The organism is Alistipes muris, from assembly GCF_943193205.1.
Lineage (GTDB): Bacteria > Bacteroidota > Bacteroidia > Bacteroidales > Rikenellaceae > Alistipes > Alistipes muris.
Genome location: NZ_CALPDD010000001.1, coordinates 169,169 through 187,426 on the forward strand (window position 1 = coordinate 169,169; position 18,258 = coordinate 187,426).

Here is an 18,258-nt window from a genome sequence, read left to right on the forward strand (position 1 = left end):
CTGCGGGGTTTTCGTTTTACAGAACCGGCTTGATTCGCGGGGGCTGGATGGTCACGTAGGGCGTGCCGTTGCCGTGGCAGGTGGAGACGAGACGTACGGCCTTGATTTTCCGGTCGGGCCGCAGCGTGATGCTGCCGTTCTCCAGTTCGCCGATATGCACGAAGTTTTGCCCGTCGTAGGAAACTTCGGCGTAGCCGGTCGTTATCTGCGTTTTGGGCAGCTGTTCGTGTCCGGTCTGGAGGAAGATTTCGCGGCATGACATCGGCTTTGCGAAGGTGTAGAGTACCCAGTCGCCCCGGCGGCAGGCGCGCCGCGTGCGCGCCGGAGCTTTGTAGGCGGCGGCCTTGGCGAAGGGGACGCGGGGATTTTCGGCCATCGAGGAGGTGACGGTCAGCGCGGGGGCGATGACTCTATAATAGGAGTTGTCCGCCACCTGCGGGCTGCGGCCCGTCTTGTAGCGGGTGAAGAAGCGGTAGCGGTGCGGCTCGGCCGTTCGCAGGGGCTTGGTGTAGCGCTTCGGGCGGCCGTCGTCGACGGTGTAGCAGATTTCCGAATTGTCGTCGGCCGTGGCGGTGAACGTTCCGTTTGCGTAGCGGAGCTGCGGCGGGAAAAGCCGGAAGCCGATGCCCATGGCGGCCATCCGGTCGTAGTGGTCGGTGACCAGCTCGCGATAGTAACTCTCCCACCCCTCGTCGTTGCCGCTCCATGCCAGGCGCGCCAGGGCGCAGATTCGCGGAAAACACATGTAATCCATGTAGTCGGGCTTTTCGGGCTCGTGCGAAGTGTAGATTTCGGTCCAGAACGCCCCCTCGAAACCCTCCACGTGGCGCAGCTGTCTGTCCGAAAAGCCGCGCGCGGCCGGGTCGAATTCGTAGGTCCGGCGGGCGTCGAAAATCGAAGCCCAGCTGTGGCCCTCCTCGCGGAGCGTCTGGCGCATGTCGAAGTAGAAGCACTCGCTCGGCATGATGACCGTGCGGTAGCCCTTGGCGGTTGCGGCATGGCAGGCGCCGACGCTCGTCCACCCGTGCACGCGGCTTGCGCGGGTGAACGTACCGCTGGCGGCCGCTTCGTTCCACACGGCCGGACGCTTGCCGCGGGCGGCCAGCATGGCGGCGAGCCGCTCCATGAAATAGTCTTGCAGCCAGTGCGGGTTGACGGTTCCGAGCCGCTTCATCATCGCCCGGCAGTCGGGACACTTCTTCCATTGCGTCACCTCCACCTCGTCGCCGCCGATATGGATGTAGGGCGAGGGGAACAACTCGCAGATTTCGCCGAGGATCTCTTCGAGCAGGGCGTAGTTTTCTTCGCGTGCGACGCACCACGCCGAGCGGTAGTCGGTCCCGGCCGTCGTGACGGTGTCGGGCGGATAGCTGCAGCGGATTTCGGGACGGACCGAACCGATGCAGCGGCTGTGGCCCGGGAGGTCGATTTCGGGGATGATTTCGATGTTGCGCAAGGCGGCGTACTCGATGAGCGAGCGCATTTCGTCCTGCGTGTAATAACCGCCGTACTTCTCCGACCATTTGCCGTAGACGGGCGCCACGGGCGAATCGCCGCCGCGGAAACCGCCGACTTCGGCCAGCTCGGGGTGCGACTGGATTTGGATGCGCCACCCGTCGTCGTCGGCCAGGTGGAGGTGGAGCTTGTTGATGTTGTGGTAGGAAAGCAGATTGATAAAACGTTTTAGCATGGGCACTTCCACCCAGGTGCGCGCCACGTCGAGCATCATGCCGCGGTAGCTGTATTTCGGCCGGTCGGCTGCGATGCCGCAGGCGAGCGCCGTTCCGTCGGGGATGCCCTGCTGTGCGTAGACCTCGGGCGGCAGCAGCCGGAAAAGGGCCTGCAATCCGTTGAACGCTCCGCCGGGGCTGGTGGCGCCGATGCGGATGTAGTCGGGGGCGATTTCGAGCCGGTACGCTTCCGAGGGCTCGCCGGGTTCGAGGGTCAGCACAATGGCGCCCGTACCCGTCATCTGCTGCCGGACGGGACGCCCCAGGTATTCGGCCGCATAATGGGCCAGCGGCAGGAGCGCTTCGTCGGCCGCGAGGGCCGTTGCCGGACCGAAGACGAAGGCACCCTCGCGGGGGATCATCGGGCCGGGAGCGGGCTGTGCCGCCGCCGAAAAGGCGAGAAACGACAAAAGAAGGAGCAGCGGGGATTTCATCGGCTGGGGAATTTGTTTTTTGCAAAGTTACTTTTTTCCGGGCGATTTGCTTACCTTTGCGGCAAAGAAATACCTTATATCTTATGGAACAGGATAAAAGGCTTGCGGCCACGGCGCGGCTTCTGGAGGTGATGAACACCCTGCGCCGCGAATGTCCGTGGGACCGCGAACAGACCTTCGAGTCGCTGCGCAGCAACACCATCGAGGAGACCTACGAACTGGCCGACGCCATTACCGACCGCAACATGGAGGGAATCAAGGAGGAGCTGGGCGACCTGCTGCTGCATGTGGTTTTCTACTCCAAGCTGGGTGAGGAAGAGGGCCTTTTCGACTATGCCGATGTGGCCGATTCGCTCTGCGACAAACTGATATACCGCCATCCGCACGTCTACGGCGACATCCACGCCAATACCCCCGACCAGGTGAAGGAGAACTGGGAAGCGCTCAAACTGCGGAAGAAAAACCGCAAGAGCGGCACGCTGGGCGGGGTTCCGCGCTCGCTCCCGGCGATGGTCAAGGCCTACCGCGTGGGCGAAAAGGCGGCCGCTACGGGCTTCGACTGGCAGCGGCGCGAGGAGGTATGGGACAAGGTGCGCGAGGAAGCGGCCGAAGTGGAGGCCGAAATGAAATCGGGGACGCAGGCCGACCTCGAAGCGGAATTCGGCGACCTGCTCTTTGCGCTGGTCAACGCCTGCCGTCTCTACGGCGTGGACCCCGAATCGGCCTTGGAGCGAACCAACAAGAAATTCATCCGCCGTTTCAACTGCATGGAGGAACAGGCCGCGGCGCAGGGACATGCGCTGCACGAACTTACGCCGGAGCGGATGGAAGAACTTTGGCAGGAAGCAAAAAAGAGAGAATAAGATGGCGCTTATCCGAAAAATCCGCGGGCACGAACCCGTCGTAGGAGAAAATACCTTTCTGGCCGAAACGGCGGTGCTGCTGGGCGATGTGACCGTGGGCCGCGACTGCTCGATCTGGTACAACGCCGTGCTGCGTGGCGACGTCAACAAAATCGTGGTCGGCGACCGCACCAACATCCAGGACGGAGCGGTGCTCCACACCATCTATGACGGAGCCAAGCACCCGTCGCAGACCATCATCGGCAACGACGTGTCGATAGGCCACAATGCGGTGGTCCACGGCGCACGCATCGGCGACAACTGCCTGATAGGCATGGGGTCGATACTGCTGGACAATGCGGTGATTCCGTCGGGCTGCATCATCGCTGCGGGGGCGCTGGTGCTCTCCAATGCCCAGCTGGAACCCAATTCGGTCTATGCGGGCGTTCCGGCCAAAAAGGTCAAGGAGGTGACGCCCGAACAGCGCGACGAAATCATCCGCCGCACGGCGCACGACTACATGCTCTACGCCTCGTGGTTCAAGGAGGAGTAGGCCGATGCGCTGGCGGACCGAATATCCTGTGCTGCTGAACCTGCTGGTCGCCCTGGCGGTCAGCCTGGTCGTGAATTTCTCGTACCTGCTGCTGCTGTTGGTCGACCCGAACACCCCTTCGCCGCCGCCCGAGGAGGTGCCGGCGGCCGAAGAATACGAAGCGGGACTGCTGTGGGTGTCGCCCGACGGTCACGGCTATCTGATCGGCGAAAACGGCGACAGCGTGTACGCGGCCATGTCGCGAATCCGGCGGTTGGGGCTTGCGGACGGCGATAGTCTGACGGTGAGCGTCTCGGCTCCGGCATCGGAAGCCGCCCACCCCGTACTGAAAAAGGTGGTGCGGCGCAACGGCGAGGAATTCGACTACGGAGCGCTTTTCAAACGCCCGTCGGAAAGCGCTGTGCTGACTCTGCAGCTGATTTACTATCTGCTGCTTTCGTTCATCCTGCTGTCGGTCGTCACCCCGGTGCGGTACGACTATTCGCGGCGGCGCTTCATCGTGCGCGGCTGCTGGGCCGTGGCTGTAGCCGCGGGGCTCTATTTCCTGGCCCCTGTGACCGAGTGGCGCACGGGCAGGCTGCTGCCTATTTTCATGGCGCCCCGGATGCTGGACTATGTGCTGCTGCTCAAGTGCTCGTTCGCCGTGGTGGTTTCGCTGCTTTACAGCTGGATATATGTGCAGATTTCGCAGCAGCAGGCCGTGGCGATGGAAAACGAACGGCTCAAGAACGAAAATCTGACGACGCGCTACAACATGCTCGTCGGGCAGATCAACCCCCACTTCTTTTTCAACTCGCTCAACTCGCTGTCGATGCTCGTGCGCGAGAAACTCGACGACAAGGCGCTCACCTATATAGACCAGCTCTCCTACACGTTCCGCTATATCATTCAGAACGGGCAGAGCACGCTGCTTTCGCTCGGCGAGGAACTCGATTTCCTCGAAGCCTACGGCTATCTGTTCAAAATCCGCTATGCCGACAAGCTCTTCTTCGACATCGACGTGCCGAAAGAATACCGTTCGTGGCTGCTGCCCGCGCTGTCGCTGCAACCGCTGGTGGGCAACGCGGTGAAACATAACGCCATAACCAAGGCCCATCCGCTCCGTATCAGCGTGCGTGTGGCGGCCGGCTGGCTGGAAGTGTCGAATCCCAAGGCGCCCAAACTGGAACCCGAGCCCTCGACGGGCATCGGGCTGGAGAACCTGCGCAGCCGGGTGCGGCTGATTACGGGGTGCGAAATAGCAATCGTCGACACCGGGACGGTATTCACCGTGCGGGTGCCGCTTCAGAAACCCGAGACATGCTCCGTGCGCTGATTATCGAAGACGAGACCGCGGCGGCGGTCAACCTGCGGGCCGTTCTGCGCGAGACGGCGCCGGACGTGGAGGTGACGGGAGTGCTCGAAAGCGTGGCCGAGAGCGTGGAGTATCTCCGGAACCATCCGCAGCCTGACCTGCTTTTCATGGACATCCATCTGGCCGACGGCGATTCGTTCCGGATTTTCGACGAAGTGGAAATCGCGGCTCCGGTCATCTTCACGACCGCTTACGACCGCTATGCGCTCGAAGCCTTCAAGGTCAACAGCATCGACTACCTGCTCAAGCCGCTCAAAAGCGCCGACGTGCAGCGGGCCCTTGAAAAACTCCGCCGGCTGACGGGCAGCGAGAGCCGGGCCTACGGTGCGCGGGTCAAGGCGATGGCGGCCGAACGGCAGGAGACCTTTCTGGTTCATGTGCGCGACCGGATCATTCCGCTGCACCGCGACAAAATCGCCTACTGCTACACCTCCGACGAAAAAGTGACGGCCTGCGGCTTCGACGGCGAAATCTATCCGCTCGACCGGACGCTGGAAGCATTGCAGGCGCTGCTGCCCGAAGCCGACTTCTTCCGCGCCAACCGCCAGTTCATCGTTTCGCGCCGTGCCGTCAAAGAAATCGTGGTGTGGTTCGGCAGCCGCCTGTCGCTGTCGCTGCAAGTCGCGACGCCCGAACGGATCGTCGTTTCCAAAGCCCGCGCACCCGAATTCAAAGCCTGGCTGCGGTCGGCTCAGCCTGCCGAATAGGCGGTTGACCCGCCGTTCGTGCCGTTTGACCCGGGGTGCCGCCCCGGGTTCTGCGTTTGGCCCTACCTTTGCATCGGAGAACCATAACTTAAAATTCATCAGAGCTATGAAACAACGTATTATTGCAGTTGCCGCAGCGCTTTGCCTGCTGGCAGGGTCGGCCGTCTCGGCGCAGAACAACAATCCGAAAAACGGGCGGATGCAGCCCAAGGAACGCCCCACCGTCGAGCAGATGGCACAGCGTCAGACCGAACGGATGACCCGTGAACTGGGGCTGGACGAGGCGCAGGCCAAGCAAGTCTATGCGCTCAATCTGAAACGGATTCAGCGGATGGAAGCCATGCACGCCGAAATGCGCAAGAACCGCCAGGCCGAAGCCGAGCAGATGAAATCGCTGCTGACGACCGACCAGTTCGTGAAGTGGTCGCAGATGCAGGGCCCCATGCCCGGAGCGCACCGCGGCAAGATGCAGAAGGAGTGCTGCAAGCAGAATAAAGACTGCAAGAGAGCGGACAGACCCTGCGACAATAGCCAGCGGGCCCGATAGCGATACGAACCGGCACTTGACGTCCGGCCGCGGCTTCCGAATCTGCCGAAAAGCAGCGAGGGGGCCGCGGCGTTCGTGCCCGGCGGTGGCGGGCGGTTGACCCCTCTTTTTGGGCGATTCGCCCTGCCGCCGGTGGAAGTCCGGCCAAAATAAGTTAACTTCGCGCTGCGAAAATTGCGTTACCCGATTCAAGATGAGAAAAATACTGCTTACTACCCTGCTTACGCTGGCGGCCGCGGCGGCTTCCGCCCAACGCAAAGGCGCCGTCACGGCTACGGTCCTCGACGCCGAAACGGGCGACATGGTACCCGGTGCCGTGCTGACGGTGGCGCCCGTGGCCGCACCGGACAAACAGCAACATTTCATGTCGGCCTACAAAGGGGCCGTTTCGATGCCGTCGCTCGCCTACGGCGAATATACGCTGTCGGTGTCGTTCCTCGGCTACAACAACTACGAAACGACCTTCACGGTAGCGGCTCCCCGGCAGAATCTGGGCGAAATACGGCTCAGGCCCGGTGTGGAAATCGAAGCCGTGGTCAAGGAAGCCAAGACGCTGCGCACCTCGCAGAAAGGCGACACGGTGAGCTACAACGCCGGGGCGTTCAAGGTGGTGGCCGACGCCGATGTGGAGGGACTGCTGAAGAAGATGCCGGGCATCACGATTACGGACGGAGCGGTCGAAGCGCAGGGCGAGGAGGTGAAGAAAATCTTCGTCGACGGCAAGGAATTCTTCGGCGAAGATGTCACGACGGCCATCAAGTCGCTGCCTGCGCAGGCGGTGGACCGCATCGAAGTCTACAACAAGCTGAGCGATGCCGCGGAATTTTCGGGCATGGACGACGGCGAGGGCTACAAAGCCATCAATATCGTCACGCACAAGAACATGCGGCAGGGGCAGTTCGGCAAGTTCTACGCCGGACTGGGCTACGACGCCGACACCAAGACCGGGGACCGCTTCAAGTATCTGGCGGGCGGCAACGCCAACATTTTCAGCGGCGACAGCCGCATATCGGTCATCGGGCTCTTCAACAACGTCAACCAGCAGAATTTCTCGTTCGAGGACATTCTGGGCGTCTCGGGCAATACGGGCGGCGGACGCCGCGGCGGCGTGGGCCAGTACATGGTGCGGCCGCAGAGCGGTGTGGCGACGGTCAACGCCGTCGGAGTGAACTATTCCGACACGTGGGGCAAGAGGGACCAGGTGACTTTCCAGGGCAGCTATTTCTTCAACAACACCCACACGGAAAACGAATCGACCGTGGAGAAGTGGTACGAAACCCCCAGCATCGACACCCTGTCGACCCGCGGAAGTTCCGACACGCAGGCTTACAACCACCGCTTCAATGCGCGGCTGGAATGGAAAATATCGCCGAACCACAATCTGATGATCCGGCCGGGATTCAGCTTCCAGTCCAACGACCCGCTGAGCCGGACGACAGGCTGGCAGTACGGCGAGAGCGGCTACTCCCCGACCGACAACTTCAGCAAGAGCGCCCGCTCGGGCTACAACGTCCGGACGAACGCCATCTATCGCGCCAAGCTGGGCAAACCAGGCCGGACGATAACCGTCGACGGGATGTTCCGCTATTCGGACTTCACCAACAACTCGAACTCGTATTCCAACGTGGCGCCCGTATTGCCATTGCGTCCTGATGGTGCCGATGCACCGTGGGGATGGGATGCGGATTCCTACACGCAGCTGCGCTACCTGCGCAGCATGGCCCCCTCGTCCACGCTGGCGCTGCGCGGCGAGTTCACCTACACGGAACCCGTGAGCAAGTTTGCGCAGCTCTCGTTCCAATATCGGGCGGCCTACGACCACCAGGAGCGCGACAAGAAAAGCTATGAAACGGGCGCCGACTTTTCCATCGCCGGAATCGCCCCGATGCCTGCGCTTTCCAACACCTACGAAAGCAACTACCTGACCCAGCGCGTCGGACCGGGCTTCCGCTACTCCAAGGAACGCAATACGTTCGTGGCCAACGTCTACTATCAGCGTTCGTCGCTCGACGGCCAGGTGATGCAGACCGATGCGGAGAAAATCAGGCACAACTACGACAACGTGCTCTATTTTATGATGGGACAGCTCAATATCAACCGCGAAAACTCGCTGCGCCTTTTCGTATCGTCCTACACGAACAATCCGGAAGTCACCCAGCTGCAAAGCATTTTCGACATATCCGATGCGCAATATATTTCGAGCGGTAATCCCGGCTTGAATCCGTCGTACAACCACCGTGTCAACTTCCACTACACCAATTCCAACGTGGAGAAAGGCCGCACGTTCATGTGGATGTTCTCGATGCAGGCGGCGTCGAACTACATCACCAACGATGTGCGCTACAACGGGACGGTGGAGATTCCGGGTGTCGATGCCAACTACTCCTACCTCCAGTATTCGCGTCCGGTCAACATGAGCGGCTACTGGAACCTGATGACCCACGTGAGCTACGGTTTCCCGATAGGCTTTCTGAAGAGCAACTTCAACGTCATGGCGGGCATCATCTACTCGCTGACCCCCAGCCGGATAGACGGCAAGCGCAACGAAACGGGCAACATGGGCTATAATTTCCGGGCCGTGCTGGGCAGCAACATTTCGGAGAACGTAGACTTCACCCTTTCGTGGAACGGCACCTACAACGAAGCCAAGAACTCGCTGGATGCGGCGGCCGGCAAGAACCGCTATTTCAACCACTCGGCGCAGGGCAATCTGAAAGTGGTCTTCCCGCTGGGCTTCACCCTCACGGCGAGCGCCGCCTACACGCAGTATGTCGGCTTCACGAACAACTACAACGACGACTATCTGCTTTGCAACGCATGGATCGGCAAAAAGGTGTTCCGCAACCAGCGCGGCGAAATCATGATCGGTGTCAACGACATCTTCAACCAGAACAAGTCGTTCGTCCGCACGGTGGGCTCGGGTTGGACGCAGAACGCCACCAACAGCGTGGTGGGCCGCTACTATATGGTGCAGTTCACCTATAACCTGCGCCACTTCGGCAAGAAAGGTTCCCGCGACATCAAGGACTACGACGGCATGGCCCAGCCGACCCGGCGCGGGGCAGGTCCCGGTGCGGGCGGTCCTCCTCCGGGTGCGTTCCACGGTCCGAGATAACGTGCTGCGAGAAAACCCCGCCTGCCAGGCGGGGTTTTTCTATGGAGGGAAAGGTGCTTTACTTTTCCGGAGCGCTGCACGCGCAGCCGCCCTCGCGGCGGATGACCAGGTGGATGCCGATGCACGCCAGCCCGCCGTAGATGACAGCCAGGATGACCAGCGCCTTGATTTCGGCGAAGACCTCCGAGAGCGAGGCCCCCATGGTCTGGATGCGGATGAACGCGTTGACGCCGTGGCTGCTGGGGAATAGCTGTCCGAACTGGAAAAGCCAGTCGGGAATGCCCTCGCGCGGATACGACACGCCGCTGAGCATCAGCAGCGGAATGGAAGTCCACAGCAGGAACAGCAGCGAATTCTCGCGGTAGCGGAACAACGTCGACACGGCGATGCTCAAGCCGATGCACGCGGCCATGTAGACGGCCATGAACAGCAGAATCGTGCCTGTGGCGCCGTTCATCGGATAATGGAACAGCCGATAGTGCAGCCCGAGGATGTAGAAACACGTCACGGCGTAGAGCGACGCGTAGACCAGTCCGCGTCCCAGCACGATGGGCAGCGTCGACATGTGCCGCCGCCCCGCCGGACAGAGTTTGTGGTAGAGCCCGTGTTCGCGCCAGGTGCCGCCGATCATGCCGATGCCGATGAGCATGGTCTGCTGGATGATGACCATGATGATGGCGGGCATGACGAAGGTGCCGTAGCCCAGGTAAGGGTTGAAAATGTTGCGGGCCTGGTAGATGACGGGCTGTGTGGTGGCCTGCGCCTGCGGGATGTTGGCCCCTTTGGCTATCAGCCGCTGGAACTCGACCATCGCCCCGGTGTTGCCGATAGTGGTCACCACCTCCTGGAAGACCTGCCTGTACATCAGAAAGTAGCTCGCGTCGCAGTAGATGGCCACAACGGCCTGCTGTCCGCCGAGCAGTTTTTCCTCGTAGTCCGACGGAATGTAGACGATGCCGTAGATTTCGCGGTCGAAGAAGAGCTTCTTGGCCTCCGCCATGTCGGCGGGCTGATAAGCTACGTAGGTATTCGGCCCGGCGTTGAAGGTCTCGGTCAGCGCGCGGCTCGTCGAAGTCCGGCTCAGGTCGATGACACCGATGGGCACGTTGCGCAGGACCTGCGGCGCGTAGGCCAGCGAATAGGCCGTGGCGTAGATAAAGAGCGCGAAAATCAGAATCAGCATGACGCCGCCGTCCGAGAAAATCGTGCGGTATTCGTTGGCCATGACGGCGCGCAGCTGCTGACCGTAGGATTTGAGTTGTCGTGCGAAACGGTTCATGCTACGATTTCCCCCAGAATTTTTCTTCCGTGCAAAGACGTCTCAGACGCCGCAGGCACAGAAACGGTAAGACGATGAAAAGCGCCATGCACCCCAAGTCGGGCAGCGAACAGCGGGCCGGAGCCCCGCGCAGCATCTGGTCGACGAACAGGTCGGTGTAGTAGGTGAACGGAAAGAGCTTGCTCACCGCGCGCATGACGGGGTACATGGCCATAATCGGGAACGTCAGTCCCGAGAAGGTGAAGGCCAGCACCGAATAACCTCCGCCCAGCGAGAGCGAAAGACGCAGGTTGGCCATGATCGAGACAATCAGCACCGAAATGGACTGGTAGCTGAGAATGAACAGCAGCGTACCCGTCAGAATCAGCGTGAAACTGCCGTTGAGCGGCACGCCCACCACCTTGAAGATGATGACGAACATGACCAGCGACAGCAGGAACATGATGACGGTGACGGGAAGCATCTTGCCCAAGAGCGCCGCTCCCATCGAATCGTCGGCCGACGCGAGCCACTCGCGGGCTGTGCCGTTCTTGAGTTCCGTGCCGATGGAAAAGACCGTCACCATGACGATGAAGATAAGCAGCATCATCGGCATGAAGCTCGGCGACAGATAATACCCGTAGTTGATATAGGGGTTGAACAGCACGTGCTTGTCGAACCGCACGGGCTGAAGCTGCGCCATCGCCTGCCGCTCGGTAAGGCCCTGCTTGGTGAGCAGCTGAATCTGGATGCCGGCCGAAAACATGGTCACGGCGGTCTGTATGTCTTTCGACAAGAGACCGTTGACCGTGATGTTCGAGCCCGAAATGTAGGCTTCGATATGGGTCTGGCTGTTGCTCAGAATGTTCTTCTCGAAGAACGCCGGAATCTGCACGACGGCCGAAATACGCCCCTCGCGCATGAGCCGTTCGCCCTCGTCCATCGACTGGATGCCGTAGGCGACCAGCGCCGTGGGGGTCTCCTCGATCATCTGGGTCACCTTGCGCGAGAGGGTCGAGCGGTCCTGGTCGAGGACCGCTATGGGAATGTCGCGCGCCACGCCCTTCTGGAAAAGGACGGCGAAGAAGACGAACGAGAGGAGCGGCAGCAGAAACATCAGCACGAAGTACATGGGCTGGTGCGTCAGCCGTCGGAGTTCGCGCCCGAGTGCGTCGCGGGTATTGCGCAGGAAGCCCATGCCCTACTTCTCGAATTGATCCCAGTCGACCAGCACGCTCATGCCCGGGCGCAGGGTCATGACACCGCCCACGGGGCGGGCCTTGACGGCGAAGGTGCGGATGTCGAATCCGCCCTGCGTGCGGGTGGCGGCCCAGGTGGCGAAGTCGGCCTGCACGGCGATGTAGGTCACCTCGAATTCGGTGTCGTAGCCGAGGGCCGGAATGTAGCCTGTCATGCGGGTGCCGACCTTGATATGGGGCAGCAGGGTCTCTTTCACGTTGAAAGTCACCCACATGTCGCTCGTGTCCAGAATGGCTACGACCGGGTAGCCGCTCCCGACGAGTTCGCCCTGCTCGGCGATGATGGTCGATACTTCGCCCGTGACGGGTGAGTAGACCATGGCATCGTTGATGTAGGATTCCACCTCGTTCACGGCCCCTTCGGCTTGGCGGACTTTTGCGGCGGCCGCTTCCTTGTCTTCCTTGCGGGCGCCGTCGCGGGCCATCGTATATTGGGCCTTGGCGGCCTGCGCCGTGGCTTTCATCGCTTCGTAGTTGGCCGAAGCCTCGTCCAGCTTCTGCGCCGGGACTACCCCCTGGTCGTAGAGGTTCTTGACGCGTTCATAGGTCTTGCGGGCCAGCTCCAGCCCGGCCTGCGCCTTTTCCCACATGTTCTGCGCCGCTTCGATTTGCTGGGTGCGGGCTCCTGCGACAGCTGCGGCGTCCAAAGCCGATGCCGCGCTTTTGACGGCTTCGGCCTGCTGGAGCTTGGCGTCGAGCTCGGGCGTCGAGAGCACGTAGAGCAGCTGTCCCTTTTCGACGCGTTCGCCCTGCGACACCTTCATGCAGTCGATGCGGCCGGGGACTTTCGACGAGGCTTTGTAGGTCGTGCACTCCACCGTGCCCTGAATCAGCATCGGCGTGTGTTTGGTCAGATACCGGCTGATGAGCACCACCGCGAGGATGATGACCACGGCGGCGGCGATGATGGCGATAATGTTCTTGCGTTTCATATCAATCTGTTTTTATTTCTTGTCGAAATGGATGGCCCGGGCGTTGTCGCGGCGGGCATAGGAGGCGTATTCTTCGCTGATGCCGGCCGCTTCGAGCAGCTGGGCCAGCAGTTTGTCGTAGTTGAAAGCCGCCTGCAGCCGCTCGGTCCGCACGCCTGCGAGATTCAGCTCAGCGTCGATGAGGTCCGACGACGAGGCCATGCCTTCCAGGAAAGCGGCGTTTTTCATGCGCAGATACTCCTCGGCGAAAGTCAGCGACGCGTCGATGGAGGTCATCTGGTTGCGGTAGTTGAGAAGCTGGTTGTAGAGCTGTTCGACCAGCACCGAAATATCCTTTTCGGCCTTGTTCTGCAGCTCGCCGACCCGGCGCACCGTCTGCTTGGCCGCCGAGTATTTGTATTCGCGGTTCAGACCGTCGAAAATCTTGAAGTTGACTCCTACGCCCACGGCCCAGCGGGGAACGATGCCCGTGACCTGGTAGTTGTAGAACGAACCGCCGCCCATGGCCACCACCTGCGGCATGAAGTTGCTGCGCTGGAGCTTGACGCCCTCCTGTGCGAGGTCGTGCTTCAGGGCGACCTGGTTGAGCAGGGGGTTGTACTTGGCGGCGAGGTCCTGGTAATAGCTCAGCTCCTCGATGCGGTCGACGATGAACATGGAAGTCAGCGGGAGCGTCTCGCCGCTGCGGTTGAGCGTATTCTGCAAGGCGCTCGAAATGGTCTGTGCCTGCAAGCGGGCGTTGGCCAGCTCGCGCTCGGCTTCGGCCATCTTGAACTCTACGTAGAGCCGTTCGCTTTTGGCAATCATGCCGTTTTCCTCAAGCGCGATGGCGTCTTCCAGGTGCTTCCGCACGCCGTCGACCACCTGCTGCCGGACGTCGACCACCTGCAAGGCCAGCGAAAGGCCGAAATAGCGCTCGACGAGCTCCGAAACCAAGGCGTTGCGCGTCTGGTCGCCCTGCGCGACGGCGGTGCGCTCCTGGATTTTGGCGGCGCGGCTCGCGGCGTTGATTTTACCGCCCAGCCAGATAGGCAGGGTCACCTGACCGCCGACGGTGCCGAGACTGCGGTCCTGTATCTTGAGAAACCAATCGGCGTTGAGCATCGGGTCGAGGAGCTGCTGAATCTGCGGAATCATCTGCGGCGGCACCAGCCCGCTGCCGAGTATCTGCCCGGCGAAGCCCTTGACGGGAGTTTTCATTTCGTTGAAATCGAACCCGATGTCCTTGCCCAGGTAGGCATAGGCCCCCACCACGTTGATCTGCGGCATGCGCAGACCGATGGTGGCCCGGCGTTCCTGGACGGCGGCCCGCTCTTCGTATTCGGCCGCCCTGACGGCGGGGTTGTCCGCGAGCGTGGCCGCAATCGCCTCTTCGAGCGAAAGCGCGGCGGGCTGCTGGGCCGGCGCAGGCGCCAGCAGGAAGAGCGCCGCTGCCGAAAGGAGGGTCTTGAGTGCTGTTCTCATAGGATTTGTCAATTGTGGGAAGCAAATATAGCAATATATCGGATATGTTTTTCTCCGATAGGCATTTTAGAACATTTTTAGGTCCTTATGGGTGTAAATCTGCGACCGTTCGCCGTTACAGATGGGCGTTTGCGGCGCGCACCTCGTCGGCCAGCTCGGGCCGGAACCGGACGTCGACACCCGCTTCGCGCAGGGTCAGCGCTCCGCGGCAGCATGCGAAGCGGTCGGGTTCGTAGAGAGCGAACGCCACGTGTGCGAAGCCGTGGCGCAGAATCAGCTGCGTGCAGCTTTCGGGTTCGCTGGCCCGCTGCGAGCAAGGTTCCATCGAGGAATAAATCGCCGCGCCGCGGAGGTCGGCGCCTGCCGCCAGCGCCTTGGCAATGGCTTCTTGTTCTGCGTGGTGCGTCGGCGAGGTCTCGTGGGTGTAGCCGCGGAAAACGGCACCGTCGCAAGCGACAATAATCGCGCCGACGCAATAGGACGTTGCGCAGGGCGTGCATTTGCGGCTCTCTGCGACCGCCATGCGCAGATAGTGGAGGTCGGTTTCGGCGGTGTCGGGCTTCAGCTGCCATTGGGTCACTTCCATGCCGCCGAAGCGTTCGTGCTTGCAGGGAATGTCGCTGGAGGGGGCGAAAGCGAAGTGCGCCCTGCCCTCCTCGCCGAGCCGCAGCGCCGGATTGACGGCCAGACGCAGGGTGTCGGCCATGCCCTCGGCGAGGAACATGCGGAGCACGCGGGCGCCGCCCTCGACGAAAAGCCGCCGGATGCCGCGCTTCTCCAATTCGGTGACGATGGCGCGGGCCGATAAGGGCGTGTCGGCTGGAATGACTTCAGCAACGCCTTTCAAATGGGGCAGGCCGCGGGAGGAAAATACGTAGATGTCGGCGTCGCCCTCGGTGAAGAAGCGCATCGACGGGTCGAGGTTCCCGGAGGATGTCAGCGTGATTTTCGCCAGGTCGGGCCGCAGTCCGAGCTCCGTGCGCCGACGGCGTGCTTCGGGGTCGCGAAGCAGCAGGGCCGGGTTGTCGCGGCGCAGGGTTTCGGCCCCGGCGAGAATTGCGTCGTGTTCGGCCCGGAGCCGATAGACTTCGGCCATGTCCTCGGGCGTCGAAACCAACAGCCGCCGGGGCGTGCGGTCGTCCATGAAGCCGTCGGCCGTGACGGCAGCGGAGAGGGTTACGAACATCGGCGCAGGGTTATGAGCGTGATTTCGGGCCAGGCGCCGAGCCGCATGGGATAACCCACGTAGCCGATGCCGTCGTTGATGTAGAGCGTCTTGCCGTCAGCGTCGTAACGGCCGCTCCACTGCTCGTAGAGACAGGCGGCGGGTGAGAAGCTATGGCCGAAAATCCGGATTTTCATCTGCATGCTGTGCACGTGGCCCGCCAGCGTGAGGTCGCCGCGGCCGATGTTGCGAATCTGCGGCCACAGCTGGGGAAGATGGACGGCCGTGAGGTTGTAGATTGCTTCGGGCACGTCTGTGTAGGCTTTCGCCAAGGTCGGAGAATGCAGGTCCGAGGCGTGGCGGAGCTTGTATAATGCCGGGTCGAACGAGATGCCCGACAGCGAAATGCTGTCATTGCCGCGGTGCAGGTAGACGGTGGTGTCCTGGAGTACCTGCCACCCCATTTGCGTTTGCCGCTCGATGACCTGCGCCAGGCTTTCGGCTTTGGGCAGCCGGATGGTGTCCTTGATGTAGCTGCCTATGTCGTGGTTGCCTGTGACCGAATAAACCGGAGCCGCGAATCGGGCCAGTATCTGCATGACGTCGGGTTCCAGCTCGCTTGAACGGATGTTGACCAGGTCGCCCGTGAAGACGATCAGGTCGGGTTTCAGCGCATTGACGCTGTCGACGAGCCGCTGCAACTCGCGGTCGGGATGTACCAGCGTGCCGACGTGAATATCCGTCAGCTGAACGATACGCAGCCCGTCGAAACTCGCGGGAAGCCGCTCGGAACACACCTCTATTTTGTTGATCCGCAAAGTCGTGCGTCCTGCGGTCGCACCCCAAATCATGAGGACGGCGATACCGAAACCCGCCAGGATGCCGAGCCGGGGGCGATGCAGGGCGTTGAGCGCATAGAATCCGATTCGCGGAAACAAGGCAATTATCCAAACCCAGAATATCCACATCGACCACCGGATGTAGGTGGTGGAATGGTCGCACAGCAACAGGCTGGTGACAGCTACGACCAAGGGCAGCGAGTTGGTCAGAGAAGCCCATACGATGAACAGCCGGCGTCTTAGCGTGCCGGCGCCTTCGCGCCGCATGCGGCGGTAGTGGTGCATGTCGGCGGCTATGGTGCAGAGGCCTATCAGAATCGAAATCGAAAAAAGCATACCTATAAAATATAAAGGGGTCGGCTGCAAACCGGATGCCGAAGCGGCGTGTCGCTGCCGATGGCTTGTCGGTACAAAGATAACGCAAGCCGCCTGCAAAAGCAAACTTGCATCGGCATCTTCTTGCTCCGCCGTCGTGCGGCTGTAACGAAGAGTGCGTTTTGAGGTATCTTCCAGCGAATCCGATTTGCGCTGTCGGCTTTTGGCATACAACTTGCTAATTTGCCGGGTGAAATTAACCCGTTGTATTCCAAATGCAAAACGTGAGAATTCATTAAAAAACCAAATTTTATTCGGCTTATGAAAACATTTCGACTTTTGACTGCGGCACTGCTGCTCGCAACTTCCGCCTCGGCGCAGCGCTACTCGAACCAAGCCCCCGAGGGTGAGTACTCGCCGACGGTTTATCTGATCTCCGTACAGGAGACCGAGAACATCGGCTGCGGCTGTGCGGCACAGGAGGCCATCGCACGCAACCGCGCGGCCGTGAACAACGCCATCAAGGACTACGATGAAACCCATCGTTACGGATTCCAGCAGGCGGCCAAACCGCAGTTCGTTTTCACGACGAAGGACAACCGTTTCTCGCTGGCTCTGGGCGGTTCGGTGACCCTGCGTGCGGGCTACGACTTCAACGGCATTTCGGACAACATCGACTTCGTACCCTACGACATTCCGATTCCGGGCGGCTACAACACGCGTCAGAAGCTCATGATGGATGCCTCGACCTCGCGCGTCTTCCTGAAGTCGATTACCAATTCGGGCGTGCTCGGCCGTGTCATCGTCTTCATGGATGCCGATTTCCGCGGCGGCCGCGAGGGCAGCTACACGCCCCGTCTGCGTTCGGCCTACGTTTCGCTCGGCGGCTTTACGCTGGGTCGCGACGTGACGACTTTCTGCGACCTGCAGGCTGCGCCCATGACCGTCGATTTCCGGGGTCCCAACGCCTATAACTTCAACTTCGCCACGATGATCCGCTACGAGGTGACCTTCGCCCGCGACCGCATGACCTTCGGTATCGCAGCCGAAATGCCCAACGTGAGCGGCACCTACAGCGACTACTACACGCCGCTGCGCCAGCGCGTGCCCGACTTCCCGGCCTACTTGCAGCTGGCTTGGGGCAACAACCGCGAGAGCCACATCCGCGTATCGGGTGTCATCCGCGACATGTACCTCCACAACGCCCGCACGGGCAACAACACCACGCTGCTCGGCTGGGGCGCCCAGTTCAGCGGCCGTATCAAGGTGGCCCGTCCGGTAGTACTCTTCATGAACGGTATCTATGGCAAGGGCATCACTCCCTATATTCAGGACCTGACCGGTTCGGGCCTCGACTTCACGCCCAACCCCGAGCATGCCGAGCGCATCCAGACCACGCCCATGTGGGCCTGGCAGGCTGCCGCGCAGATCAACCTTTCGCGCCGCGTAGCTCTCTCGGGCGGTTATTCGATGGTTCGCGTCGAGCATAAGAACGGTTTCTATGCCGACAACGAGTATCGCCAGGGTCAGTATATCTTCGGCAACATCTGCTACCACCTTTCGTCGCGCTTCCGCTTCGCCGCCGAGTACCTCTACGGCACGCGCAAGAACATGGTTACCGACCGCAACCACGCCAACCGCGTCAACCTGATGGTTCAGTACAGCTTCTAAACCGAAAAGACACCCCGTTTTTTCGCAGGGCGGCTCCCGAGGGGGAACCGCCCGTTTTTTTTGCTGTTTTGGG

14 protein-coding genes are annotated in these 18,258 nt (G+C 61.2%); 7 read left to right on the forward strand and 7 right to left on the reverse strand.

Features of this window, described 5'->3' with window-relative positions; all coding sequences use genetic code 11:
• Positions 1-16 precede the first annotated feature (16 nt).
• Entirely contained in the window at positions 17-2,164 is a 2,148-nt protein-coding gene (locus NFR47_RS00835) for a beta-N-acetylhexosaminidase (protein ID WP_251213682.1), read from the reverse strand.
• A gap of 83 nt (positions 2,165-2,247) precedes the next feature.
• Between NFR47_RS00835 and mazG the strand changes: the two genes are divergently transcribed.
• The 6 genes from mazG (at position 2,248) to NFR47_RS00865 (ending at position 9,282) form a co-directional block, all read left to right on the forward strand.
• Complete coding sequence (gene mazG / locus NFR47_RS00840) at positions 2,248-3,027, forward strand: nucleoside triphosphate pyrophosphohydrolase (protein WP_251213683.1); 780 nt, start codon at positions 2,248-2,250, stop codon at positions 3,025-3,027.
• A 1-nt stretch (position 3,028) separates the two neighbouring features.
• Complete coding sequence (locus NFR47_RS00845; RefSeq protein ID WP_251213684.1) at positions 3,029-3,559, forward strand: gamma carbonic anhydrase family protein; 531 nt, start codon at positions 3,029-3,031, stop codon at positions 3,557-3,559.
• Positions 3,560-3,563: 4 nt separating this feature from the next.
• Positions 3,564-4,874 (forward strand): sensor histidine kinase, encoded by a 1,311-nt coding sequence (locus NFR47_RS00850; RefSeq protein WP_251213685.1) that lies wholly within the window; start codon positions 3,564-3,566, stop codon positions 4,872-4,874.
• Positions 4,859-5,620: a LytR/AlgR family response regulator transcription factor gene (locus NFR47_RS00855; RefSeq protein WP_251213686.1), complete on the forward strand. Its 762-nt coding sequence runs from the start codon at positions 4,859-4,861 to the stop codon at positions 5,618-5,620. The genes NFR47_RS00850 and NFR47_RS00855 overlap by 16 nt, the downstream gene beginning before the upstream one ends.
• 106 nt (positions 5,621-5,726) lie before the next feature.
• Positions 5,727-6,167: a DUF4890 domain-containing protein gene (locus NFR47_RS00860; RefSeq protein ID WP_251213687.1), complete on the forward strand. Its 441-nt coding sequence runs from the start codon at positions 5,727-5,729 to the stop codon at positions 6,165-6,167.
• Positions 6,168-6,360: 193 nt separating this feature from the next.
• Positions 6,361-9,282, forward strand: coding sequence for an outer membrane beta-barrel protein (locus NFR47_RS00865; RefSeq protein WP_251213688.1), 2,922 nt, complete (start codon positions 6,361-6,363; stop codon positions 9,280-9,282).
• A 58-nt stretch (positions 9,283-9,340) separates the two neighbouring features.
• Here NFR47_RS00865 and NFR47_RS00870 read toward each other — a convergent pair whose 3' ends face one another.
• The 6 genes from NFR47_RS00870 to NFR47_RS00895 all read right to left on the reverse strand — a co-directional run bounded on the left by NFR47_RS00870 (position 9,341) and on the right by NFR47_RS00895 (position 16,535).
• Positions 9,341-10,561 (reverse strand): ABC transporter permease, encoded by a 1,221-nt coding sequence (locus NFR47_RS00870; protein ID WP_251213689.1) that lies wholly within the window; start codon positions 10,559-10,561, stop codon positions 9,341-9,343.
• Between the two features lies 1 nt (position 10,562).
• Entirely contained in the window at positions 10,563-11,738 is a 1,176-nt protein-coding gene (locus NFR47_RS00875) for an ABC transporter permease (RefSeq protein ID WP_251213690.1), read from the reverse strand.
• 3 nt (positions 11,739-11,741) lie between these two features.
• Positions 11,742-12,731, reverse strand: a complete 990-nt coding sequence (locus NFR47_RS00880; RefSeq protein ID WP_251213691.1) for an HlyD family secretion protein — start codon at positions 12,729-12,731, stop codon at positions 11,742-11,744.
• 12 nt (positions 12,732-12,743) lie between these two features.
• Positions 12,744-14,195 carry a TolC family protein gene (locus tag NFR47_RS00885; protein WP_251213692.1) on the reverse strand — a complete coding sequence of 484 codons (1,452 nt, stop codon included), beginning with the start codon at positions 14,193-14,195 and terminating at the stop codon, positions 12,744-12,746.
• A gap of 115 nt (positions 14,196-14,310) precedes the next feature.
• Positions 14,311-15,381, reverse strand: coding sequence for a dihydrofolate reductase family protein (locus NFR47_RS00890; protein WP_251213693.1), 1,071 nt, complete (start codon positions 15,379-15,381; stop codon positions 14,311-14,313).
• Complete coding sequence (locus tag NFR47_RS00895; RefSeq protein WP_251213694.1) at positions 15,372-16,535, reverse strand: metallophosphoesterase; 1,164 nt, start codon at positions 16,533-16,535, stop codon at positions 15,372-15,374. Before NFR47_RS00895 ends, NFR47_RS00890 begins: the two co-directional genes overlap by 10 nt.
• A gap of 300 nt (positions 16,536-16,835) precedes the next feature.
• On the opposite strand from NFR47_RS00895, the gene NFR47_RS00900 reads away from it, so the two are divergent.
• Entirely contained in the window at positions 16,836-18,185 is a 1,350-nt protein-coding gene (locus tag NFR47_RS00900) for a DcaP family trimeric outer membrane transporter (protein ID WP_251213695.1), read from the forward strand.
• The last annotated feature ends 73 nt before the right edge of the window (positions 18,186-18,258 follow it).

What these genes read in the sequence shown, in the direction of transcription:
- NFR47_RS00835 (WP_251213682.1), bottom strand. Translation starts at nt 2,164, where the DNA reads ATGAAATCCCCGCTGCTCCTTCTTTTGTCGTTTCTCGCCTTTTCGGCG.
- mazG (WP_251213683.1), top strand. Translation starts at nt 2,248, where the DNA reads ATGGAACAGGATAAAAGGCTTGCGGCCACGGCGCGGCTTCTGGAGGTG.
- NFR47_RS00845 (WP_251213684.1), top strand. Translation starts at nt 3,029, where the DNA reads ATGGCGCTTATCCGAAAAATCCGCGGGCACGAACCCGTCGTAGGAGAA.
- NFR47_RS00850 (WP_251213685.1), top strand. Translation starts at nt 3,564, where the DNA reads ATGCGCTGGCGGACCGAATATCCTGTGCTGCTGAACCTGCTGGTCGCC.
- NFR47_RS00855 (WP_251213686.1), top strand. Translation starts at nt 4,859, where the DNA reads ATGCTCCGTGCGCTGATTATCGAAGACGAGACCGCGGCGGCGGTCAAC.
- NFR47_RS00860 (WP_251213687.1), top strand. Translation starts at nt 5,727, where the DNA reads ATGAAACAACGTATTATTGCAGTTGCCGCAGCGCTTTGCCTGCTGGCA.
- NFR47_RS00865 (WP_251213688.1), top strand. Translation starts at nt 6,361, where the DNA reads ATGAGAAAAATACTGCTTACTACCCTGCTTACGCTGGCGGCCGCGGCG.
- NFR47_RS00870 (WP_251213689.1), bottom strand. Translation starts at nt 10,561, where the DNA reads ATGAACCGTTTCGCACGACAACTCAAATCCTACGGTCAGCAGCTGCGC.
- NFR47_RS00875 (WP_251213690.1), bottom strand. Translation starts at nt 11,738, where the DNA reads ATGGGCTTCCTGCGCAATACCCGCGACGCACTCGGGCGCGAACTCCGA.
- NFR47_RS00880 (WP_251213691.1), bottom strand. Translation starts at nt 12,731, where the DNA reads ATGAAACGCAAGAACATTATCGCCATCATCGCCGCCGCCGTGGTCATC.
- NFR47_RS00885 (WP_251213692.1), bottom strand. Translation starts at nt 14,195, where the DNA reads ATGAGAACAGCACTCAAGACCCTCCTTTCGGCAGCGGCGCTCTTCCTG.
- NFR47_RS00890 (WP_251213693.1), bottom strand. Translation starts at nt 15,381, where the DNA reads ATGTTCGTAACCCTCTCCGCTGCCGTCACGGCCGACGGCTTCATGGAC.
- NFR47_RS00895 (WP_251213694.1), bottom strand. Translation starts at nt 16,535, where the DNA reads ATGCTTTTTTCGATTTCGATTCTGATAGGCCTCTGCACCATAGCCGCC.
- NFR47_RS00900 (WP_251213695.1), top strand. Translation starts at nt 16,836, where the DNA reads ATGAAAACATTTCGACTTTTGACTGCGGCACTGCTGCTCGCAACTTCC.